The sequence below is a fragment of the Streptomyces sp. UF-297 genome, from assembly GCF_058245575.1.
The window spans coordinates 16,597-33,219 of the sequence record NZ_JBSIBZ010000051.1; the positions used below are offsets into that span (position 1 = coordinate 16,597).

At 71.5% G+C, this 16,623-nt stretch carries 17 protein-coding genes; 12 read left to right on the forward strand and 5 right to left on the reverse strand.

From position 1 onward, the window contains the following. Positions 1 to 22: 22 nt before the first annotated feature. On the forward strand, positions 23 to 445 hold the full coding sequence (locus AC4IJH_RS25870) for an Hsp20/alpha crystallin family protein (RefSeq protein ID WP_490854296.1): 423 nt from the start codon (positions 23 to 25) through the stop codon (positions 443 to 445). Positions 446 to 466: 21 nt separating this feature from the next. Here AC4IJH_RS25870 and AC4IJH_RS25875 read toward each other — a convergent pair whose 3' ends face one another. Then, positions 467 to 1,474: an aldo/keto reductase gene (locus AC4IJH_RS25875; RefSeq protein WP_490854257.1), complete on the reverse strand. Its 1,008-nt coding sequence runs from the start codon at positions 1,472 to 1,474 to the stop codon at positions 467 to 469. Between the two features lie 135 nt (positions 1,475 to 1,609). On the opposite strand from AC4IJH_RS25875, the gene AC4IJH_RS25880 reads away from it, so the two are divergent. Further along, positions 1,610 to 2,458, forward strand: a complete 849-nt coding sequence (locus AC4IJH_RS25880; RefSeq protein WP_490854258.1) for a helix-turn-helix domain-containing protein — start codon at positions 1,610 to 1,612, stop codon at positions 2,456 to 2,458. A gap of 12 nt (positions 2,459 to 2,470) precedes the next feature. On the opposite strand, the gene AC4IJH_RS25885 is transcribed toward AC4IJH_RS25880, so the two are convergent. Next, positions 2,471 to 3,277: a class I SAM-dependent methyltransferase gene (locus AC4IJH_RS25885; RefSeq protein WP_490854259.1), complete on the reverse strand. Its 807-nt coding sequence runs from the start codon at positions 3,275 to 3,277 to the stop codon at positions 2,471 to 2,473. 161 nt (positions 3,278 to 3,438) lie between these two features. Here AC4IJH_RS25885 and mshA point away from each other — a divergent pair, with 161 nt between their 5' ends. Beyond that, on the forward strand, positions 3,439 to 4,836 hold the full coding sequence (gene mshA, locus AC4IJH_RS25890) for a D-inositol-3-phosphate glycosyltransferase (RefSeq protein WP_490854260.1): 1,398 nt from the start codon (positions 3,439 to 3,441) through the stop codon (positions 4,834 to 4,836). Next, positions 4,829 to 5,326 (forward strand): type III secretion system chaperone family protein, encoded by a 498-nt coding sequence (locus AC4IJH_RS25895; protein ID WP_490854261.1) that lies wholly within the window; start codon positions 4,829 to 4,831, stop codon positions 5,324 to 5,326. Before mshA ends, AC4IJH_RS25895 begins: the two co-directional genes overlap by 8 nt. 187 nt (positions 5,327 to 5,513) lie before the next feature. Here the strand turns inward: AC4IJH_RS25895 and AC4IJH_RS25900 are convergent, their stop codons facing one another. Continuing rightward, positions 5,514 to 6,827: an MDR family MFS transporter gene (locus AC4IJH_RS25900; protein ID WP_490854262.1), complete on the reverse strand. Its 1,314-nt coding sequence runs from the start codon at positions 6,825 to 6,827 to the stop codon at positions 5,514 to 5,516. 140 nt (positions 6,828 to 6,967) lie between these two features. Between AC4IJH_RS25900 and AC4IJH_RS25905 the strand changes: the two genes are divergently transcribed. Further along, positions 6,968 to 7,729, forward strand: coding sequence for a phosphoglyceromutase (locus AC4IJH_RS25905; protein WP_490854263.1), 762 nt, complete (start codon positions 6,968 to 6,970; stop codon positions 7,727 to 7,729). A gap of 381 nt (positions 7,730 to 8,110) precedes the next feature. Here the strand turns inward: AC4IJH_RS25905 and phoU are convergent, their stop codons facing one another. Next, complete coding sequence (gene phoU / locus AC4IJH_RS25910) at positions 8,111 to 8,788, reverse strand: phosphate signaling complex protein PhoU (protein WP_490854264.1); 678 nt, start codon at positions 8,786 to 8,788, stop codon at positions 8,111 to 8,113. A 204-nt stretch (positions 8,789 to 8,992) separates the two neighbouring features. Here phoU and phoR point away from each other — a divergent pair, with 204 nt between their 5' ends. Both phoR and phoP read left to right on the forward strand, forming a co-directional pair. Then, positions 8,993 to 10,288: a two-component system sensor histidine kinase PhoR gene (gene phoR / locus AC4IJH_RS25915; RefSeq protein ID WP_490854265.1), complete on the forward strand. Its 1,296-nt coding sequence runs from the start codon at positions 8,993 to 8,995 to the stop codon at positions 10,286 to 10,288. A gap of 5 nt (positions 10,289 to 10,293) precedes the next feature. Beyond that, positions 10,294 to 10,965 (forward strand): two-component system response regulator PhoP, encoded by a 672-nt coding sequence (gene phoP / locus AC4IJH_RS25920; protein ID WP_466419800.1) that lies wholly within the window; start codon positions 10,294 to 10,296, stop codon positions 10,963 to 10,965. Between the two features lie 96 nt (positions 10,966 to 11,061). On the opposite strand, the gene AC4IJH_RS25925 is transcribed toward phoP, so the two are convergent. Then, a complete protein-coding gene (locus tag AC4IJH_RS25925; RefSeq protein WP_490854266.1) occupies positions 11,062 to 11,739 on the reverse strand; it encodes a copper chaperone PCu(A)C domain-containing protein in 678 nt (225 codons plus the stop codon). A 753-nt stretch (positions 11,740 to 12,492) separates the two neighbouring features. Between AC4IJH_RS25925 and AC4IJH_RS25930 the strand changes: the two genes are divergently transcribed. From AC4IJH_RS25930 to cysS, 5 genes are all read left to right on the forward strand, one after another. Continuing rightward, positions 12,493 to 12,975, forward strand: coding sequence for a CarD family transcriptional regulator (locus AC4IJH_RS25930; protein ID WP_003953493.1), 483 nt, complete (start codon positions 12,493 to 12,495; stop codon positions 12,973 to 12,975). Positions 12,976 to 13,292: 317 nt separating this feature from the next. Next, a complete protein-coding gene (gene ispD / locus AC4IJH_RS25935) occupies positions 13,293 to 14,042 on the forward strand; it encodes a 2-C-methyl-D-erythritol 4-phosphate cytidylyltransferase (protein ID WP_490854267.1) in 750 nt (249 codons plus the stop codon). Further along, the gene (gene ispF, locus AC4IJH_RS25940; RefSeq protein WP_490854268.1) at positions 14,029 to 14,538 is read left to right on the forward strand and encodes a 2-C-methyl-D-erythritol 2,4-cyclodiphosphate synthase; all 510 of its coding nucleotides are present in this window, start codon (positions 14,029 to 14,031) and stop codon (positions 14,536 to 14,538) included. Before ispD ends, ispF begins: the two co-directional genes overlap by 14 nt. A gap of 105 nt (positions 14,539 to 14,643) precedes the next feature. After that, positions 14,644 to 15,057, forward strand: coding sequence for a PPOX class F420-dependent oxidoreductase (locus tag AC4IJH_RS25945; protein ID WP_490854269.1), 414 nt, complete (start codon positions 14,644 to 14,646; stop codon positions 15,055 to 15,057). Positions 15,058 to 15,211: 154 nt separating this feature from the next. Further along, complete coding sequence (gene cysS, locus AC4IJH_RS25950) at positions 15,212 to 16,609, forward strand: cysteine--tRNA ligase (RefSeq protein WP_490854270.1); 1,398 nt, start codon at positions 15,212 to 15,214, stop codon at positions 16,607 to 16,609. Positions 16,610 to 16,623: the final 14 nt, after the last annotated feature.

The following is a 16,623-nucleotide window of genomic DNA, read 5'->3' on the forward strand; positions in this document are numbered from 1 at the left end:
CAAGCGGAAGGAGATGACCGTGATGCTCATGCGTACCGACCCGTTCCGTGAATTCGACCGCCTCGCCCACCAGGTGCTCGGGACGGCGGCCCGCCCCGCGGCGATGCAGATGGACGCCTACCGCTCCGGCGACGAGTTCGTGATCCACTTCGATCTGCCCGGCGTCGACCCGGAGAGCATCGACCTCGACGTCGAGCGCAATGTGCTGACCGTGCGGGCCGAGCGCCGCTCGCCCGCCCCCGAGGGCGCCGAACAGCTCGCCGCCGAGCGCCCCGCGGGCCGGTTCAGCCGGCAGCTCTTCCTCGGTGAGTCGCTGGACACCGACCGTATCGAAGCGCGGTACGACAGCGGTGTGCTGACGCTGCGTATCCCGGTCGCCGAGCAGGCCAAGCCGCGCAGGATCCAGATCACCGGCGGCTCGGCGCCCCGGCAGATCAGCGGCTGACCCGCGCCCGGCCGTGCGCCCCTACCGCCGCCGCAGCGACGCGTCCTGCACGGCCGGCGGCACGTAGTAGGCGTCGGCCCGGTTCAGGTCCGCACCCGGGGGCACGATCTCGTCGATCCGGTCCAGCACCGCCTCGCTCAGGGTCACTTCGGCCCCGTCCAGGAGGCTGTCGAGCTGGTCCATGGTGCGCGGACCGATGATCACGGACGTGACCCCCGGGTGGGACCGCACGAACGCCGTCGCCAGGTGCGGCAGCGTCAGACCGGCGTCGGCGGCCAGCTCCGCGAGCTTGCCGACCGCCTCCGCCTTGCGCGCGTTCTCCGGCACCGACAGGTCGAACTTCGCGTTCTCCAGCGCGGCCCGCCCGCTGGCCGACAGATCGCGCCCGGACAGCCAGCCCGCGCTCAGCGGGCCCCAGGTCAGCACGCCCATCCCGTACTTCTGCGCGGTCGGCAGCACCGCGGCCTCCGCCCCGCGCGCCAGCAGCGAGTAGTGCGGCTGCTCGGTACGGAAGCGGATGTGCCCGCGGCGCTCGGCGGTCCACTGCGCCTCGACGAGCTGCTCGACGGGGAAGGTGGAGGTGCCGATCGCCCGCACCTTTCCGGAGCGTACGAGGTCCGAGAGGGCGGAGAGGGTCTCGTCGATGTCGGTGGCCGGGTCCGGGCGGTGCACCTGGTAGAGGTCGATGTAGTCGGTGTCCAGGCGGCGCAGGCTGTCCTCGACGGCGCGCACGATCCAACGCCGGGAATTGCCGCCGTGGTTGGCGTCCGGGCCCATGGAGTTGAAGAACTTCGTGGCCAGTACGACGTCCTCGCGCCGCCCCTTGAGGGCCTTGCCGACGATCTCCTCGGACTCCCCGGCGGCGTACACGTCCGCGGTGTCCACGAAGTTGATGCCGGCGTCCAGGGCGCGGTGGATGATGCGGGTGCTCTCCTGGTGGTCGCAGTTGCCCCAGCTGCCGAACATCATCGCGCCGAGCGCGTACTCGCTGACCGAAATGCCAGTTCCGCCAAGAATCCTGCGCTTCATCGGAGTTACTCCCTTTGATCCGCTCTGCATGCCTTATGGGAACCATCCTGGGATCCCCGTGAAGGCCGCACCAGGCCCACCTCAACCTGGGTCTGCCAGGACCACCCAGCGCACCCCGCGTCGCATACTGGTGCGATGGTGCACGCAGAACCCGGGATCAGCTCGTTCCTCAAGGCCCGCAGGGCAGCGCTCGACCCGGCCGACCTCGGGCTCCCCTCCGGACTGAACCGGCGCCGGGTCAGCGGCCTGCGCCGCGAGGAGGTCGCCCAGCTCGCCGGCATCAGCGTCGACTACTACACCCGCATCGAGCAGGGCCGGGCGAACGCGATCTCCGACTCCGTCCTGGACGCCGTGGCGCGGGCGCTGCGCCTGAGCGACGGCGAGGTGACGTATCTGCGCAATGTCACCGCCCCGCCGCGCCGCACCGGCCCGGACGCCGCCCAGCGGGTACGCCCCGAGACCCGCCAGCTCCTGGACGCCATGGACGACACCGTCCCCGCCATGGTCCTCGGCCGCGGCCTGGACATCCTGGCCTGGAACGCGCTGGGCGGCCGGGTGAGCTTCCCCCTGGACGAGATCGAGCCGGAGCGCCGCAACTCCGCCATGCTCCTCTTCCTCGACCCGCGCGCCCGCGAGCTGTACCCGGACTGGGAGCGCGCCGCGCAGGAGTCCGTCGGCACGCTGCGGGCCGAGGCCGGACGCCACCCGCACGACCCCAGGATGTGCCGGCTGCTGGGCGAACTCATCGAGCACAGCGCCCACTTCAAGCGCCTGTGGGAGGCGCAGGAGGTCCACGAGTGCCTCACCGGCACCAAGCGCATCCACCACCCCCAGGTCGGCGAACTGCTCATCACCTTCCAGAGCTTCCGCCTCCCGGCCGACCCCGACCAGGTCCTGCTCACCTACACCGCGCCTGGCCACTCCCCGACCGCCGGGCGACTGCGCGAGCTGGCCCGCCTGGCCCGGCCCGCCCTGGTGGGCTGACCGCCCGCGGCCTCACCCCGCAGGCGCCAGCGCCTCCCACCGCACGGTGACCTCGCCCTGGCGCCAGCGCCGCGGCCCGTCCGCCAGCGGCCAGCCGGCGGCCAGCGACCGTACGGAACGGATCCAGCGCTGCCGCGCGCCGAGGGCGCCGTAGGGGGCCGCCGCCGCCCACGCCCGGTCGAAGTCGCGCAGGAAGCGGTGCACCGGCTCGCCCGCCACATTGCGGTGGATCAGCGCCTTGGGAAGGCGTTCGGCCAGGTCGGAGGGGGTCTGCAGGGAGCCGAGACGGGCCGCGAAGGTGACCGTACGCGGCCCCTCGGGCCCCAGCGCCACCCACACGTGCCGCCGCCCGATCTCGTCGCAGGTGCCCTCCACCAGCAGCCCGCCCGGCGCGAGCCGCCCGCACAGCCGCTCCCACACGGCCCGCACCTCGGCCTCGTCGTACTGGCGCAGCACATTGGCGGCCCGGATCAGCGTCGGCGCGCGCCGGCCGCCCAGGGGCACCTCGAAGCCGCCGTGCGCGAAGGACAGCCCGGCCCGCTCGTACGGCAGGGCCGCCGCCACCCGCGCCGGATCGATCTCGATGCCCACCACGCTCGCGTCGCCGCGGACCGTACGCAGCCGGGCCAGCAGTTCCACGGCGGTCCAGGGCGCGGCCCCGTACCCGAGGTCCACGGCGACGGGATCGGCGCTGCGCCGCAGCTCGGCGGCGTGCGCCTGGGCGATCCAGCGGTCCATGCGGCGCAGCCGGTTGGGGTTGGTGGTCCCGCGGGTCGCGTTCCCGATGGGGCGGGAGGGCGGGGAGGTGCTGCGGGACATGCCTTGAGCCTATGTGCTTCCCGGGGCGCGCGGGCCGCTGCCCGCAGTCGGTCACGCTTTGGCAAAGAGCGCGCCCGTGCGGCCCGGGTGGAAATGGATGTGCCACTTCCGTTGTTGGGGAGCTGGAAGGCGTCCTACGCCCCGGCAGGAGGTAGCTCGCAGTGAGCCACTATGTGTCCCGGCTCCGCAGCCGTCCCCACGGTCAGTTCCCCGGCCAGTCGCGGCTGCGGCTGCCCGGCGGACCGCGCCGCCCCAGGAGGGTGGCGATGCTCAGCGTGCACACCTCCCCGCTGCACCAGCCCGGCACGGGCGACGCGGGCGGCATGAACGTCTACATCGTCGAGCTGGCCAGGAAGCTCGCCTCGATCAACATCGAGGTGGAGATCTTCACCCGCGCCACCACCGGCACCCTGCCGCCCGTGGTGGAGCTGGCCCCCGGCGTCCTGGTGCGCCACGTGGACGCGGGCCCCTACGAAGGCCTGGCCAAGGAGGAGCTGCCCGCCCAGCTGTGCGCCTTCACCCACGGCGTGATGCAGGCCTGGGCCGGCCACCGCCCCGGCCACTACGACCTGGTCCACTCCCACTACTGGCTCTCCGGCCACGTCGGCTGGCTCGCCGCCGAGCGCTGGGGCGTCCCGCTCGTGCACGCCATGCACACCATGGCCAAGGTCAAGAACGCCGCCCTGGCCGCCGGTGACTCCCCGGAGCCGGCCGCCCGCGTCATCGGCGAGACGCAGATCGTACGGGCCGCCGACCGCCTGATAGCCAACACCGCCGAAGAGGCCGACGAGCTGGTGCGCCACTACGAGGCCGACCGGGACAAGGTCGCCGTCGTCCACCCCGGCGTCAACCTCGACCGCTTCCTGCCCGCCGGCCCCGGCGCGCTGCGCGACCCCGGCGGCGCCGGCATCCACGCCAGCCGGGCCGCCGCCCGCGCCCGCCTGGGCCTGCCCGCCGACGCCGTCATCCCGCTCTTCGCGGGCCGCATCCAGCCCCTGAAGGCCCCCGACATCCTGCTGCGCGCCGTCGCCCACCTCCTGGACGCGGACCCCTCGCTGCGCACCAAGCTCCTCGTGCCCGTCGTCGGCGGCCCCAGCGGCAGCGGCCTGGCCAAGCCCGAGGGCCTGCAGAAGCTGGCCGCCCGGCTCGGCATCGCCGACGTCGTGCGCTTCCGCCCGCCGGTCGGCCAGGAGCAGCTCGCCGACTGGTACCGCGCCGCCTCCGTCCTGGTCATGCCCTCCTACAGCGAGTCCTTCGGCCTGGTCGCCATAGAGGCCCAGGCCTGCGGCACTCCCGTGGTGGCGGCCTCCGTGGGCGGCCTGCCGGTGGCCGTACGCGACGGCGTCAGCGGCTTCCTCGTCCCCGGCCACGACCCGGCCGACTACGCCCGCGCGCTGCGCCGCTTCGTGGACAGTCCCGCCCTCGCCGACACCATGGGCCTGGCCGCCGCCCGGCACGCCCAGTCCTTCGGCTGGGACACCGCGGCCTCGGCGACCGCCGATGTCTACACCGCCGCGATACAGGAGCGGCGCCGTCGCCTACGATCACCGCATGGCTGACCAGCGCGCGGTGCACGAGGTGATCGAGTCGACGCTCCAGGACTCCGGCCTGGAGTGGGAGTCCCCCTCGGACGGCTCCTACGTCGTCAAGCTGCCCGGCACCCGCAAGCTCTCCACCACCTGCTCGCTGCTGGTCGGCCGGCACTCCCTCTCCGTCAACGCCTTCGTCGTCCGCTGCCCCGACGAGAACCACGCCGCGGTGCACCGCTGGCTCCTGGAGCGCAACACCCGCCTGTACGGCGTCAGTTACGCCATCGACCAGCTCGGCGACATCTACCTCGTCGGCAAATTCCCCCTCGCCGCCGTCACCCCCGACGAACTGGACCGCGTCCTTGGCACCGTCCTGGAAAACGCCGACGGCAGCTTCAACACCCTCCTGGAGATGGGCTTCGCCACCGCCATCCGCAAGGAATACGACTGGCGCGTCGCCCGCGGCGAATCCACCCGCAACCTCCAGGCCTTCGACCGCCTGACCCAGCGCCCCCAGTAACAACACCCCACCCGCACCACACAATTGACGAAGACCCCACCCACCCTTCTTTTCCCACCCCCGGACCCCCGCCCCCGCACCCAACAGCCCCGCGCAGCGGACCACAGCCCGCCGCAGGCGCAGCGGACCCGCAGGCGCAACAGGCCCGCAGGCGCAACGGCCCGCCGCAGGCGAAACGGCGCCGCGCTCAGACCACCGACCCCGTACGCGGCGCGACATCGGCCGCATCCACCCCATGGGCGCCCGCCGACCCGGCCGGCGCCCTGCGCTCAGCGCGCAACAACGCCCCGTACCCCAGCGCCGCCACCGTCCCCACCACCGCGCAGCCGCCCCACAGCGCCGACGTCCCCAGGTTGTCGATGACCGTGCCGCCGATCAGCGGCGCGCCGAAGGACGCCACCGACCACGACGCCGCGAACACGCCCTGGTAGCGGCCGCGCCCGTGGGTCGGGGAGAGGCGGACCACCAGCCCCATCTGCGTCGGCGCGTTGATGATCTCGCCGAGCGTCCAGATCAGCACCGCCAGCGCGTACATCCCCACCGACCCGGCGAACGCGGTCAGCCCGAAGCCGTACCCCGTCAGCAGCGCCGAGCCGATCAGCAGCGCCGCGGGGCTGCGGTGCTCGATCACGCGGGTGACCGGTATCTGGAGCAGCACGATCACCAGGCCGTTCACGGCGATGACCATGCCGAAGTCCGCGCCGGAGAAGCCGTCCAGGCCCATCGTGATCGGCAGCGAGATCGAGCCCTGCTGGAAGAGCAGCGCCAGCAGGAAGTTGAGCGCGACCACGGCCATGAACCGCCCGTCGCGCAGCACGGTCAGCATCGAGACCCGCTCGGCGGGGGAGTCCCCGGTGCCGGCACCGGCCTCACGTCCCTGCGCGGAGCCCCGCTGCGGGCGCGACTCCGGCAGCTTGACGAAGACCACCACGGCGCAGACCAGTACCAGCGCCGCCTCGCCCAGGAACAGCGCGAGATAGCCGTGCTCGGCGATCAGCCCGGCCGCGCTCGACGCGATCGCGAACCCCATGTTGATCGCCCAGAAGTTGAGCGCGAAGGCGCGCACCCGGTCCTCGGGCGCGACGATGTCGGCCATCATCGCCTGGACGGCGGGCCGCGAGGCGCTGGAGGCCATGCCCACCGCGCACGCCACCACCGCGATCACCACCGGGTGTTCCACGAAGCCCAGCAGCGCCACCGACGCCGCCGTCGACAGCTGGGCGATCAGCAGGGTGGGGCGCCGCCCGAGCCGGTCCGCGAGCACCCCGGCCAGCACCGAGGAGATGACCCCGCCCAGCCCGTACAGCGCGCCCACCAGCCCCGCGTACGAGGCCGAGTACCCCCGCTCGACGGTCAGGTACATGGCAAGGAAAGTCGCTACGAACCCGCCCAGCCGGTTGATCAGCGTGCTGGTCCACAGCCACCAGAACTGCCGGGGCAGACCCGACACGCTCTCCTTGGCCGCCTGTCTCAAACGCGCTGCTGACCTGGCTGCTGACATGCGACTTCCCCCGTGACGTAAGTGGCCGCGGCGATGATCGGAACCTACTGACGCCACCAGGGGGCCGCCACTCGTTTGACGGCTGCCGTCAAACGTCCCGGCGGCGGGCCCACGGCCGGAAGTCGATTACGCTCAAAGGCATGGCCGACGCACCGTACAAGCTGATCCTCCTCCGCCACGGCGAGAGCGAATGGAACGCGAAGAACCTGTTCACCGGCTGGGTGGACGTCAACCTGAACGAGAAGGGCGAGAAGGAGGCGGTCCGCGGCGGTGAGCTGCTCAAGGACGCCGGCCTGCTCCCCGACGTGCTGCACACCTCCCTGCAGAAGCGCGCGATCCGCACCGCGCAGCTCGCCCTGGAGGCAGCCGACCGCCACTGGATCCCGGTCCACCGCAGCTGGCGCCTGAACGAGCGCCACTACGGCGCCCTCCAGGGCAAGGACAAGGCGCAGACCCTCGCCGAGTTCGGCGAGGAGCAGTTCATGCTGTGGCGCCGCTCCTACGACACCCCGCCGCCCGCCCTTGAGGACGGCGCCGAGTACTCCCAGAGCGACGACCCGCGCTACGCCGCCATCCCCAGCGAGCTGCGCCCGCGCACGGAGTGCCTCAAGGACGTCGTCACGCGCATGCTGCCGTACTGGTACGACGGCATCCTCCCCGACCTCCTGGCCGGCCGCACCGTCCTGGTCGCCGCCCACGGCAACAGCCTGCGCGGCCTGGTCAAGCACCTCGACGGCATCTCCGACGCCGACATCTCCGGCCTGAACATCCCCACCGGCATCCCCCTCTACTACGAGCTGGACGCCGACTTCCGCCCCGTCACCCCCGGCGGCAAGTACCTCGACCCGGAGGCCGCCAAGGCCGCCATCGAGGCCGTGAAGAACCAGGGCAAGAAGAAGTAAGCACGCCGCGGTGCGTGCAGCGTGAAGGGCCCCGGCCGGAACACCCTCCGGCCGGGGCCCTTCGTGCGCCTATCGCTTGCCCACCTGCATGGTTGCCCGGGCGTCGAGCGTCAGCCGCAGCCGCCGCCGCACTGGCAGGGGCCACCGGACTGACAGCCGCAGCTGCAGCCCGGGCCGCACGAGCAGTCGCCGCGCACCTCGTGCTGGGGAGCGGTCGTAACGGACTCGGGGAAGTGCGTCATGATTCCTCCTCGGGAGAGGTCACCTGGTCCCCATTGCAATCCCGCGGCATGCGGCGCATCAACGGCGCGCGGAGGCACGCCGCGCGCCAGTACAGCCGTTCCCCGCCCCCCGCCGCCCCGATGCGGGCACGGCGGGCCCCTACGCGCCCTCCACCTGGGCCGGTGCCGTGATCTCGTCCGCGTGCTCGCCCGTGACCAGGTAGACCACCCGCTTGGCCACCGAAACGGCGTGGTCGGCGAAGCGCTCGTAGTAGCGGCCCAGCAGCGTCACGTCCACCGCGGTCTCGATGCCGTGCTTCCAGCGGTCGTCCATCAGGTGCTGGAAGAGCGCGCGGTGCAGCAGGTCCATCGCGTCGTCGTCCTGCTCCAGCTGGAGCGCCAGGTCCACGTCCTTGGTGATGATGACCTCGCCGGCCTTGGCCATCAGGCGCTGCGCCAGCTGCCCCATCTCCAGGATCGTGGCGTGCAGGTCCCGCGGCACCGCGGTCTGCGGGAAGCGCAGCCGCGCCAGTTTGGCCACGTGCTGCGCGAGGTCGCCGGACCGCTCCAGGTCGGCGCTCATCCGCAGCGAGGTGACCACGATCCGCAGGTCGGTGGCGACCGGCTGCTGCCGCGCCAGCAGCGCGATCGCCCGGGCCTCCAGATCGCGCTGGAGATCGTCGACCTTCTCGTCGGCCGCGATGACGCTCTCGGCCAGCTTCAGGTCCGCGTCGAGTATCGCCGTGGTGGCGCGCCCGATCGCGGAGCCGACGAGCCGGGCCATCTCGACCAGGCCTTCGCCGATCGAGTCCAGCTCCTCGTGGTACGCGTCCCGCATCAGTGACCTTCTCTCGCATCGAAAGGGGCGTGGGGTACGGAAGGGGGTAGTGGCCCCACGCTCCCACGTTCCGGCCCGAACGCGACCGGTTCTGCCATCACCGGTGAACCGGCACCGACGCCAAGGTGAACTCTGGGCGACGGGTGTTCGAGCAGACCCTCGTACGGCTGGGGAAGTGTCCGATCCGGCGCATAACCTGGAGTCATGAACGTGGACGCGGCCATCGCCGCAGTGGCAGCGATCGCCGGACTGTGCACCGGCGTGATCGCCATGCTGGCGTTCCGCTGGAGTGAGCGGGATCAGGCCAAGCCCACCCGCACCTCCCTGCACACCGACGCCGTGCTGCCGCCCGGCGTGGACACCGTCCTGTCCGTCCTGCGCTCCTCCGCCGTCGTCCTGGACGAGGCCGACGCGGTGGTCAAGGCCAGCTCGGCCGCGTACGCCCTCGGGCTGGTGCGCGGCGGCAAGCTGGCCGTCGAACCGATGCTCCAGATGGCCCGCGACACCCGGCGCGACGGCGAGATACGCCAGGTCGAGCTGGACCTGCCGCGCCGTGGCACGGGCCGCGGCGAGGCCCTGGCGGTCTCCGCCCGGGTCGCCCCCCTGGGCTCGCGCCTGGTGCTGCTGCTGGTGGAGGACCTCACCGAGGCCCGCCGCATAGAAGCGGTCCGCCGTGACTTCGTCGCCAACGTCAGCCACGAGCTCAAGACCCCCGTCGGCGCCCTCTCCCTCCTCTCGGAGGCCGTGATGGACGCCAGCGACGACCCCGAGGCGGTCACCCGCTTCGCGGGCCGTATGCAGAACGAGGCCACCCGCCTGACCAACCTCGTCCAGGAGCTCATCGACCTCTCCCGGGTCCAGAACGACGACCCCCTGGAGGACTCGGAGCCGGTACGGGTGGACGAGCTGGTGGCCGAGGCGATCGACCGCTGTCGCCAGCAGGCCGGCACCAAACAGATCACCATGGCCGCAGGAGGCACCGCCGACCTGCACGTATGGGGAAACCGCGGCCAGCTCGCGGCGGCGCTGGGCAACCTCGTCGAGAACGCCGTGAACTACTCCCCGGCCCGCACCCGCGTCGGCATCGCCGGCCGGCGCGTCCCCGCACCCGGTGGCGACCTGATCGAGATCGCGGTGACCGACCAGGGCATCGGGATATCCGAGAAGGACCGCGACCGTATCTTCGAGCGGTTCTACCGCGTCGACCCGGCGCGCTCGCGCGCCACCGGCGGGACCGGCCTCGGCCTCGCCATCGTCAAGCACGTGGCCGCCTCGCACGGCGGGGAGGTCACGGTGTGGAGCGCCGAGGGACAGGGCTCCACCTTCACCCTGCGTCTGCCGGAGGCCGGAGCCGTACGCGACCGCGTACCGGGCACCACGGCCGCCGGACCCCTCGCGGAGGGCCTCGACGACGAGGACCGCCCGTACGAGACCTTCACCGACCCGCTCCCCGCACACTCCGCTCCCCCCGTTCACCCTGCCCCGGAGGTCCGACCGTGACCCGAGTGCTCGTCGTAGAAGACGAAGAGTCGTTCAGCGACGCACTTTCCTACATGCTCCGCAAGGAGGGCTTCGAGGTCGCCATCGCGGCCACCGGGCCCGATGGGCTGGACGAGTTCGAGCGCAACGGCGCCGACCTGGTCCTGCTGGACCTGATGCTGCCGGGCCTGCCCGGCACCGAGGTCTGCCGTCAGCTGCGCGGCCGCTCCAACGTCCCCGTCATCATGGTGACCGCCAAGGACAGCGAGATCGACAAGGTCGTCGGGCTGGAAATAGGAGCCGACGACTACGTCACCAAGCCCTTCTCCTCGCGGGAGCTGGTCGCCCGCATCCGCGCGGTGCTGCGCCGCCGCGGCGAGCCGGAGGAGGTCGCCCCGCAGGCCCTGGAGGCGGGCCCGGTCCGCATGGACGTGGACCGCCATGTCGTCACGGTCTCCGGCGGCAAGGTCGATCTGCCGCTCAAGGAGTTCGACCTGCTGGAGATGCTGCTGCGCAACGCGGGCCGCGTGCTGACCCGTATGCAGCTGATCGACAGAGTCTGGGGCGCCGACTACGTGGGCGACACCAAGACCCTGGACGTCCACGTCAAGCGCCTGCGCGCCAAGATCGAACCGGACCCGGGCGCGCCGCGCTACCTGGTCACCGTCCGCGGGCTGGGCTACAAGTTCGAGCCGTAGGAGCCCCGGCACCCACCGCGCCCGCCGTACGGCCCCCGGACAGGGGCCGTACGGCGGGCGGTGTCGTCATGGGCGCCGCTACGCGCGGCTTCGGGCTCAGTGGCCGGAGTGCTGCCCCGAGGCGCCGCCCTGGGGGGTGCCGGACGGCGTGCCCGAGGGGGTGCCGGAGGGCGTACCGGACGGCGTGCCCGCCTCGCCCGGCTTGTCGGCGCCGGAGCCCGGCGTCGCCGAGCCCGAGGGCTTGCCGGAGGGCTGCGGCAGCTCGCTGGGCCCGTAGTCCTTGAAGAAGCTCTTGGCGGGCACCACGAACGCCTGCAGCTTGACCTTGCCGGTCTCGCTGAAGTCGAAGGTCAGCGGCTGCGCGTTGCCGTCCTGGATGGCTTCGCGGCTGCTGGGCAGCACGGCGGAGGCGTTGCCCTTGCCGCCGATGACGACCGAGCCGCCGGCCGGGATGGTGATGGGGCCCGAGCCCTGGGCGGGCGACAGCTTGGCTTCCTTGTCGGTGCCGTCCACCTTGACGGACTTCAGGGTCTGGTCCTGCTGCCCGTTGTTGAAGACGGTCGCGGTCACCACGGCCGGGCCCTTGGACTTCAGGTCGGGCTGGGTGATCACAGAGACGTTCTGGAGCTTGATCTCACCGACCGCTGTGGCGGCGTTGTCGGGCTTGATCTCCAGCGTCTGGGCGCTGTTCCCGGCCGCGCAGGCGGAGAGCGAGGCGATCGAGAGCGTAAGGACGGTGGCGGCGAGGACGCCGTGTCGAAGGCTGCGGCTCACGGCGGCGGCATCTCCTAGGACGAGCTACGGCGGCCGAACTTCGAGCCCGGTCGCGGATGGAGCGGATGGACGGCAGGCGCGGCAGTCCGTACGACGAGGCATGGCAGTGCGATGGCAGTGCATGACGGCACGTACGTAAAGCCGCCCTAAGGGTGTGTCAGCGCGGCTAGGTTACCGAGCCGTTCCGGCGCCGCCGCACCCGACCCGCCCTCAACGCGATCATGCCCGCGTCACATCACCCTTCACATCCACGCCGAACACCCACCTCATCCCCGCCAAGTGATAGCCGCAGAACGTTTCTGCCGTGGACTCCTAGATCGTTCCGGAATTGCCGACAAGGGGCCGATCGAGTGACGGGCGGTCGGTTTCCGGGAGGGGAAATCGGCATTCGCTGGGAATGCGGGGTGTTCCGGGAATTGATCACGTGCCGCCGCCGACGCCTGATGATCAATTCGGGAATCGGCGTGGAGTCGTCCACACGTGACCGAACGGAGTAGCGGAAGTCCGTCATCCGGATCCCGGCAAAACGGGACGTTCGGCCTCTCCAGCAGGCGCTTCGGGCCGCGTAGCGTGTGTGTTTCCGGCCCCGCGCACAGCCCCTCCGACCTGCGAATACCCGCGTTCGAGACCCCCTCGAAGCACGATCCAGGCGCTGTTGTCAAGCCCCGAGATATGCCCTGACCTGCGAAAACGCCATTCAGAACGGCCCGTTCCCGTGTTAGCATGGATAGCCACGGAAGGGGTACCTGTCACATGACGTTCAAGGTTGGCGACACCGTGGTCTATCCCCATCACGGGGCCGCGCTGATCGAGGCCATCGAAACTCGCCAGATCAAAGGCGTGGACAAGACCTACTTGGTGCTGAAGGTCGCCCAGGGCGACTTGACGGTTCGTGTACCAGCGGACAATGCGGAGTTCGTCGGCGTACGCGATGTAGTCGGCCAGGACGGGCTGGACCGGGTCTTCGAGGTGCTGCGTGCGCCATATGCCGAAGAGCCCACGAACTGGTCCCGTCGATACAAGGCAAATCTGGAGAAGCTCGCTTCCGGTGACGTGATCAAGGTCGCCGAAGTCGTTCGCGACCTGTGGCGTCGTGAGCGTGAGCGCGGACTCTCCGCAGGTGAGAAGCGCATGCTCGCCAAGGCCCGCCAGATCCTGGTGAGCGAGCTGGCTCTCGCGGAGAACACCAACGAAGACAAGGCCGAGGCTCTGCTGGACGAGGTCCTCGCGTCCTGACGCTGCGTCCTGACACCCTGAGAGCCGGTGCAGTGGTACCTCAGAGTGCCTCGAAGAAGTAATGCCGCGGTGCCCGAGTGACGATCGACTCCTGCAAGGAGCGGTCTGTTGCCGGGCGCTGCGGCATATCTGCGGGCAGAACCGCCGCGTTGCGCAGTGGCGTGCCGGGCTCGGGCAGCTGACTCGACCGGTCGTCACGGAAGGGGCCGGTCGGGCCTCGCGCCCGGCACGCTGAGGCCATACCCATGTCGGCCGAGGAAACAAACCTGAACGCGCCAAATCCGGGCGATGACCCCCGGAATCCCGGAGTGCTACCGATGTCAGACCAACCCCGCCGGCCCCGCACGGCCGCGGTGATCCCCGCGGCCGGCCGTGGTGTACGGCTCGGCCCCGGCGCCCCCAAGGCGCTGCGTGCGCTGGGCGGCACCCCCATGCTCGTGCACGCCGTGCGCGCCATGGCCGCCTCCCGCGCCGTCTCCCTCGTCGTGGTCGTCGCGCCGCCCGACGGCGCCCCGGAGGTCCGTACCCTCCTGGACGACCACCCGCTGCCCGAGCGCACCGACGTCCTGGTCGTACCGGGCGGCGAGACCCGCCAGGAGTCGGTGAGTCTCGGCCTGGCGGCGCTGCCCCAGGACATCGAGATCGTGCTGGTGCACGACGCCGCCCGCCCGCTGGTGCCCGTGGACACCGTCGACGCCGTCGTGGCGGCCGTCGGGGCCGGCGCGCCGGCCGTGGTGCCCGCGCTGCCGCTCGCCGACACCGTCAAGCAGGTCCGGCCGGGCGCGCCCGGCGAGGCGGAGCCCGTGGTGGGCACGCCCGAGCGGGCCCTGCTGCGGGCCGTACAGACCCCGCAGGGGTTCGATCGCGCCACTTTGGCCAAGGCCCACGAGACGGTCGCCGTACAGGGCGAGGGGGCCACCGACGACGCCGGCATGGTGGAGCGGCTCGGCGCCCCCGTCGTGGTCGTGCCGGGCCACGAGGAAGCGTTCAAGGTGACCCGGCCGCTGGATCTGGTGCTGGCCGAGGCCGTACTCGCCCGTAGGAGGGCCACCGATGGGTTTGTTTGAGAGCAATGCCGCGCTGCCGCTGGTGGGCATCGGCACCGATGTGCACGCCTTCGAGCAGGGGCGCGAGCTGTGGTGCGCCGGGCTGCTGTGGGACGAGCAGGCCAGCGGCGGGTACGGCCTGGCGGGGCACAGCGACGGCGACGTGGTCGCGCACGCCGCCTGTGACGCGCTGTTCTCGGCCGCCGGCGTGGGCGACCTGGGCGCGCACTTCGGCACCGACCGCCCGGAGTGGTCCGGCGCCTCCGGTGTGACCCTGCTGGCCGAGGCCGCCCGGATCGTACGGGCCGAGGGCTTTGAGATCGGCAATATCGCGGTGCAGGTCATCGGCGTACGGCCGAAGATCGGCAAGCGGCGGGACGAGGCCCAGAAGGCGCTCTCCGAGGCGGCCGGGGCCCCCGTCTCGGTGTCCGGGACGACCTCGGACGGACTGGGCCTGACGGGCCGCGCGGAGGGCCTGGCGGCCGTCGCCACGGCGCTGGTCGTCCACCGGAGCTGACCGCCCTCCGGCGCCGCCCCGGCGCGGGAATGCCGGGCGCGGCGCGGGTGTTGGGGGAGGATCGAGGCACCGTGTCCGACTGACGCAGCGCAGGAAGGATCTCCCGTGACACAGGCATCGGCCGCACTGTCCGAGGACCTGAAGGCCCTTCTCGACGGTCCCGTCTTCGTGACCGTGGCCACGATCCAGCCCGACGGCAGCCCGCAGCTGTCGCCGGTCTGGGTCACGCGCGACGGCGACGACGTGCTGATCTCGACGACGGTGGGGCGTCAGAAGGAGAAGAATCTGCGCAGGGACCCGCGGGTCACCGTGCTGCTCCAGCCCTTCGACGCCCCGTACACCTACGCCGAGATCCGCGGGCGCGCCACCATCACCCCCGAGGGCGGCCCCGAGCTGATCGACGAGCTGTCGCGCAAGTACACGGGCCAGTCCTACGCGGACTTCAATCCGGCCTCCAAGGACGACGCGCAGCGGGTGGTCGTGCGCATCACGCCGAGCAAGGTGGTGGGCCGCATCTGAGGGGCGTACGGGGGCGCCCGGCAGCCGGTTCGCGCGCTCCTGAGCCCCGGGACACAGGTCCCGCGGCCCCCCGACGACTCGAAGTGTCACGCTTCTGTGTCCCCGTGCCCCAATGGGTCGCGGGGCACTGCCTCGTTCCGTCTACCCTTGATGCGTGACTATTCGCCTGTACGACACCAGCGCCCGGCAGATTCGCGACTTCACCCCGCTCGTGCCGGGCTGTGTCTCGATCTACCTGTGTGGCGCGACCGTGCAGGCCGCCCCGCACATCGGGCACATCCGGTCGGGACTGAACTTCGACATCATGCGCCGCTGGTTCGCCTACCGCGGCTACGACGTGACGTTCGTGCGCAATGTGACGGACATCGACGACAAGATCATCAAGAAGGCGGCCGAGCAGGGCCGCCCGTGGTGGTCCATCGGCTACGAGAACGAGGTCGCCTTCAACGCGGCCTATGACGCGCTGGGCTGCCTGCGGCCCACGTACGAGCCGCGGGCCACCGGCCATGTGCCCGAGATGATCGAGATGATGCGCGGTCTGATCGAGCGCGGTCATGCCTATGCGGCCGAGGGCAACGTCTACTTCGACGTGCGGTCCTTCCCCGGCTACCTGGAGCTCTCCCGCCACGAGCTGGACAACTTGCTCCAGCCCTCGGCCGACGGGGAGATCGGCAAGCGGGACCCGCGCGACTTCGCGATGTGGAAGGCCGCCAGGGAGGGCGAGCCCAGCTGGGAGACGCCCTGGGGCCGTGGCCGCCCGGGCTGGCACCTGGAGTGCTCGGCGATGGCCCACAAGTACCTGGGCGAGGCCTTCGACATCCACGGCGGCGGCGTGGACCTGGTCTTCCCCCACCACGAGAACGAGATCGCCCAGGCCAAGGCCTTCGGCGACGCGTTCGCCGCGTACTGGGCGCACAACGCCTGGGTGACGATGAGCGGCGAGAAGATGTCCAAGTCGCTGGGCAACTCCGTCCTGGTCAGCGAGATGGTCAAGCGCTGGCGTCCCATCGTGCTGCGCTACTACCTGGGCACCCCGCACTACCGCTCGATGATCGAGTACAGCGAGGAGGCGCTGCGCGAGGCCGAGTCCGCGTTCGCGCGGATCGAGGGCTTCGTGCAGCGAGTCATCGAAAAAGCAGGGAAGGCGATCGAGCCGGCCGCCGAGGTGCCGCCGGCCTTCGCCGAGGCGATGGACGACGACCTGGGCGTCCCGCAGGCCCTGGCGATCGTGCACACCACCGTGCGCCAGGGCAACGCCGCCCTGAGCGCGGACGACAAGGAGTCCGCCGTCGCCCGGCTGGCCGAGGTGCGCGCCATGCTGGGCGTGCTGGGCCTGGACCCGCTGGACGCGCAGTGGTCCGGCTCGGGCACGGACCGCGGCGGGGACCTGCACGGCGTGGTGGACTCCCTGGTCCGCCTGGTCCTGGAGCAGCGGCAGGCGGCCCGGGCCCGCAAGGACTACGCCACCGCCGACGCCATCCGCGACCAGCTCCAGCAGTCCGGCCTGGCCATCGAGGACACCCCGTCCGGGCCGCGCTGGTCGCTGTCCTGAAGGCCCCGAAGGCC

Coding starts and splice junctions, on each gene's coding strand:
- AC4IJH_RS25895 (WP_490854261.1), top strand. CDS start 4,829: ATGGCTGACCAGCGCGCGGTGCACGAGGTGATCGAGTCGACGCTCCAG.
- AC4IJH_RS25875 (WP_490854257.1), bottom strand. CDS start 1,474: ATGAAGCGCAGGATTCTTGGCGGAACTGGCATTTCGGTCAGCGAGTAC.
- ispD (WP_490854267.1), top strand. CDS start 13,293: ATGTCAGACCAACCCCGCCGGCCCCGCACGGCCGCGGTGATCCCCGCG.
- ispF (WP_490854268.1), top strand. CDS start 14,029: ATGGGTTTGTTTGAGAGCAATGCCGCGCTGCCGCTGGTGGGCATCGGC.
- AC4IJH_RS25905 (WP_490854263.1), top strand. CDS start 6,968: ATGGCCGACGCACCGTACAAGCTGATCCTCCTCCGCCACGGCGAGAGC.
- phoU (WP_490854264.1), bottom strand. CDS start 8,788: ATGCGGGACGCGTACCACGAGGAGCTGGACTCGATCGGCGAAGGCCTG.
- AC4IJH_RS25930 (WP_003953493.1), top strand. CDS start 12,493: ATGACGTTCAAGGTTGGCGACACCGTGGTCTATCCCCATCACGGGGCC.
- AC4IJH_RS25900 (WP_490854262.1), bottom strand. CDS start 6,827: ATGTCAGCAGCCAGGTCAGCAGCGCGTTTGAGACAGGCGGCCAAGGAG.
- AC4IJH_RS25870 (WP_490854296.1), top strand. CDS start 23: ATGCTCATGCGTACCGACCCGTTCCGTGAATTCGACCGCCTCGCCCAC.
- phoR (WP_490854265.1), top strand. CDS start 8,993: ATGAACGTGGACGCGGCCATCGCCGCAGTGGCAGCGATCGCCGGACTG.
- AC4IJH_RS25880 (WP_490854258.1), top strand. CDS start 1,610: ATGGTGCACGCAGAACCCGGGATCAGCTCGTTCCTCAAGGCCCGCAGG.
- AC4IJH_RS25885 (WP_490854259.1), bottom strand. CDS start 3,277: ATGTCCCGCAGCACCTCCCCGCCCTCCCGCCCCATCGGGAACGCGACC.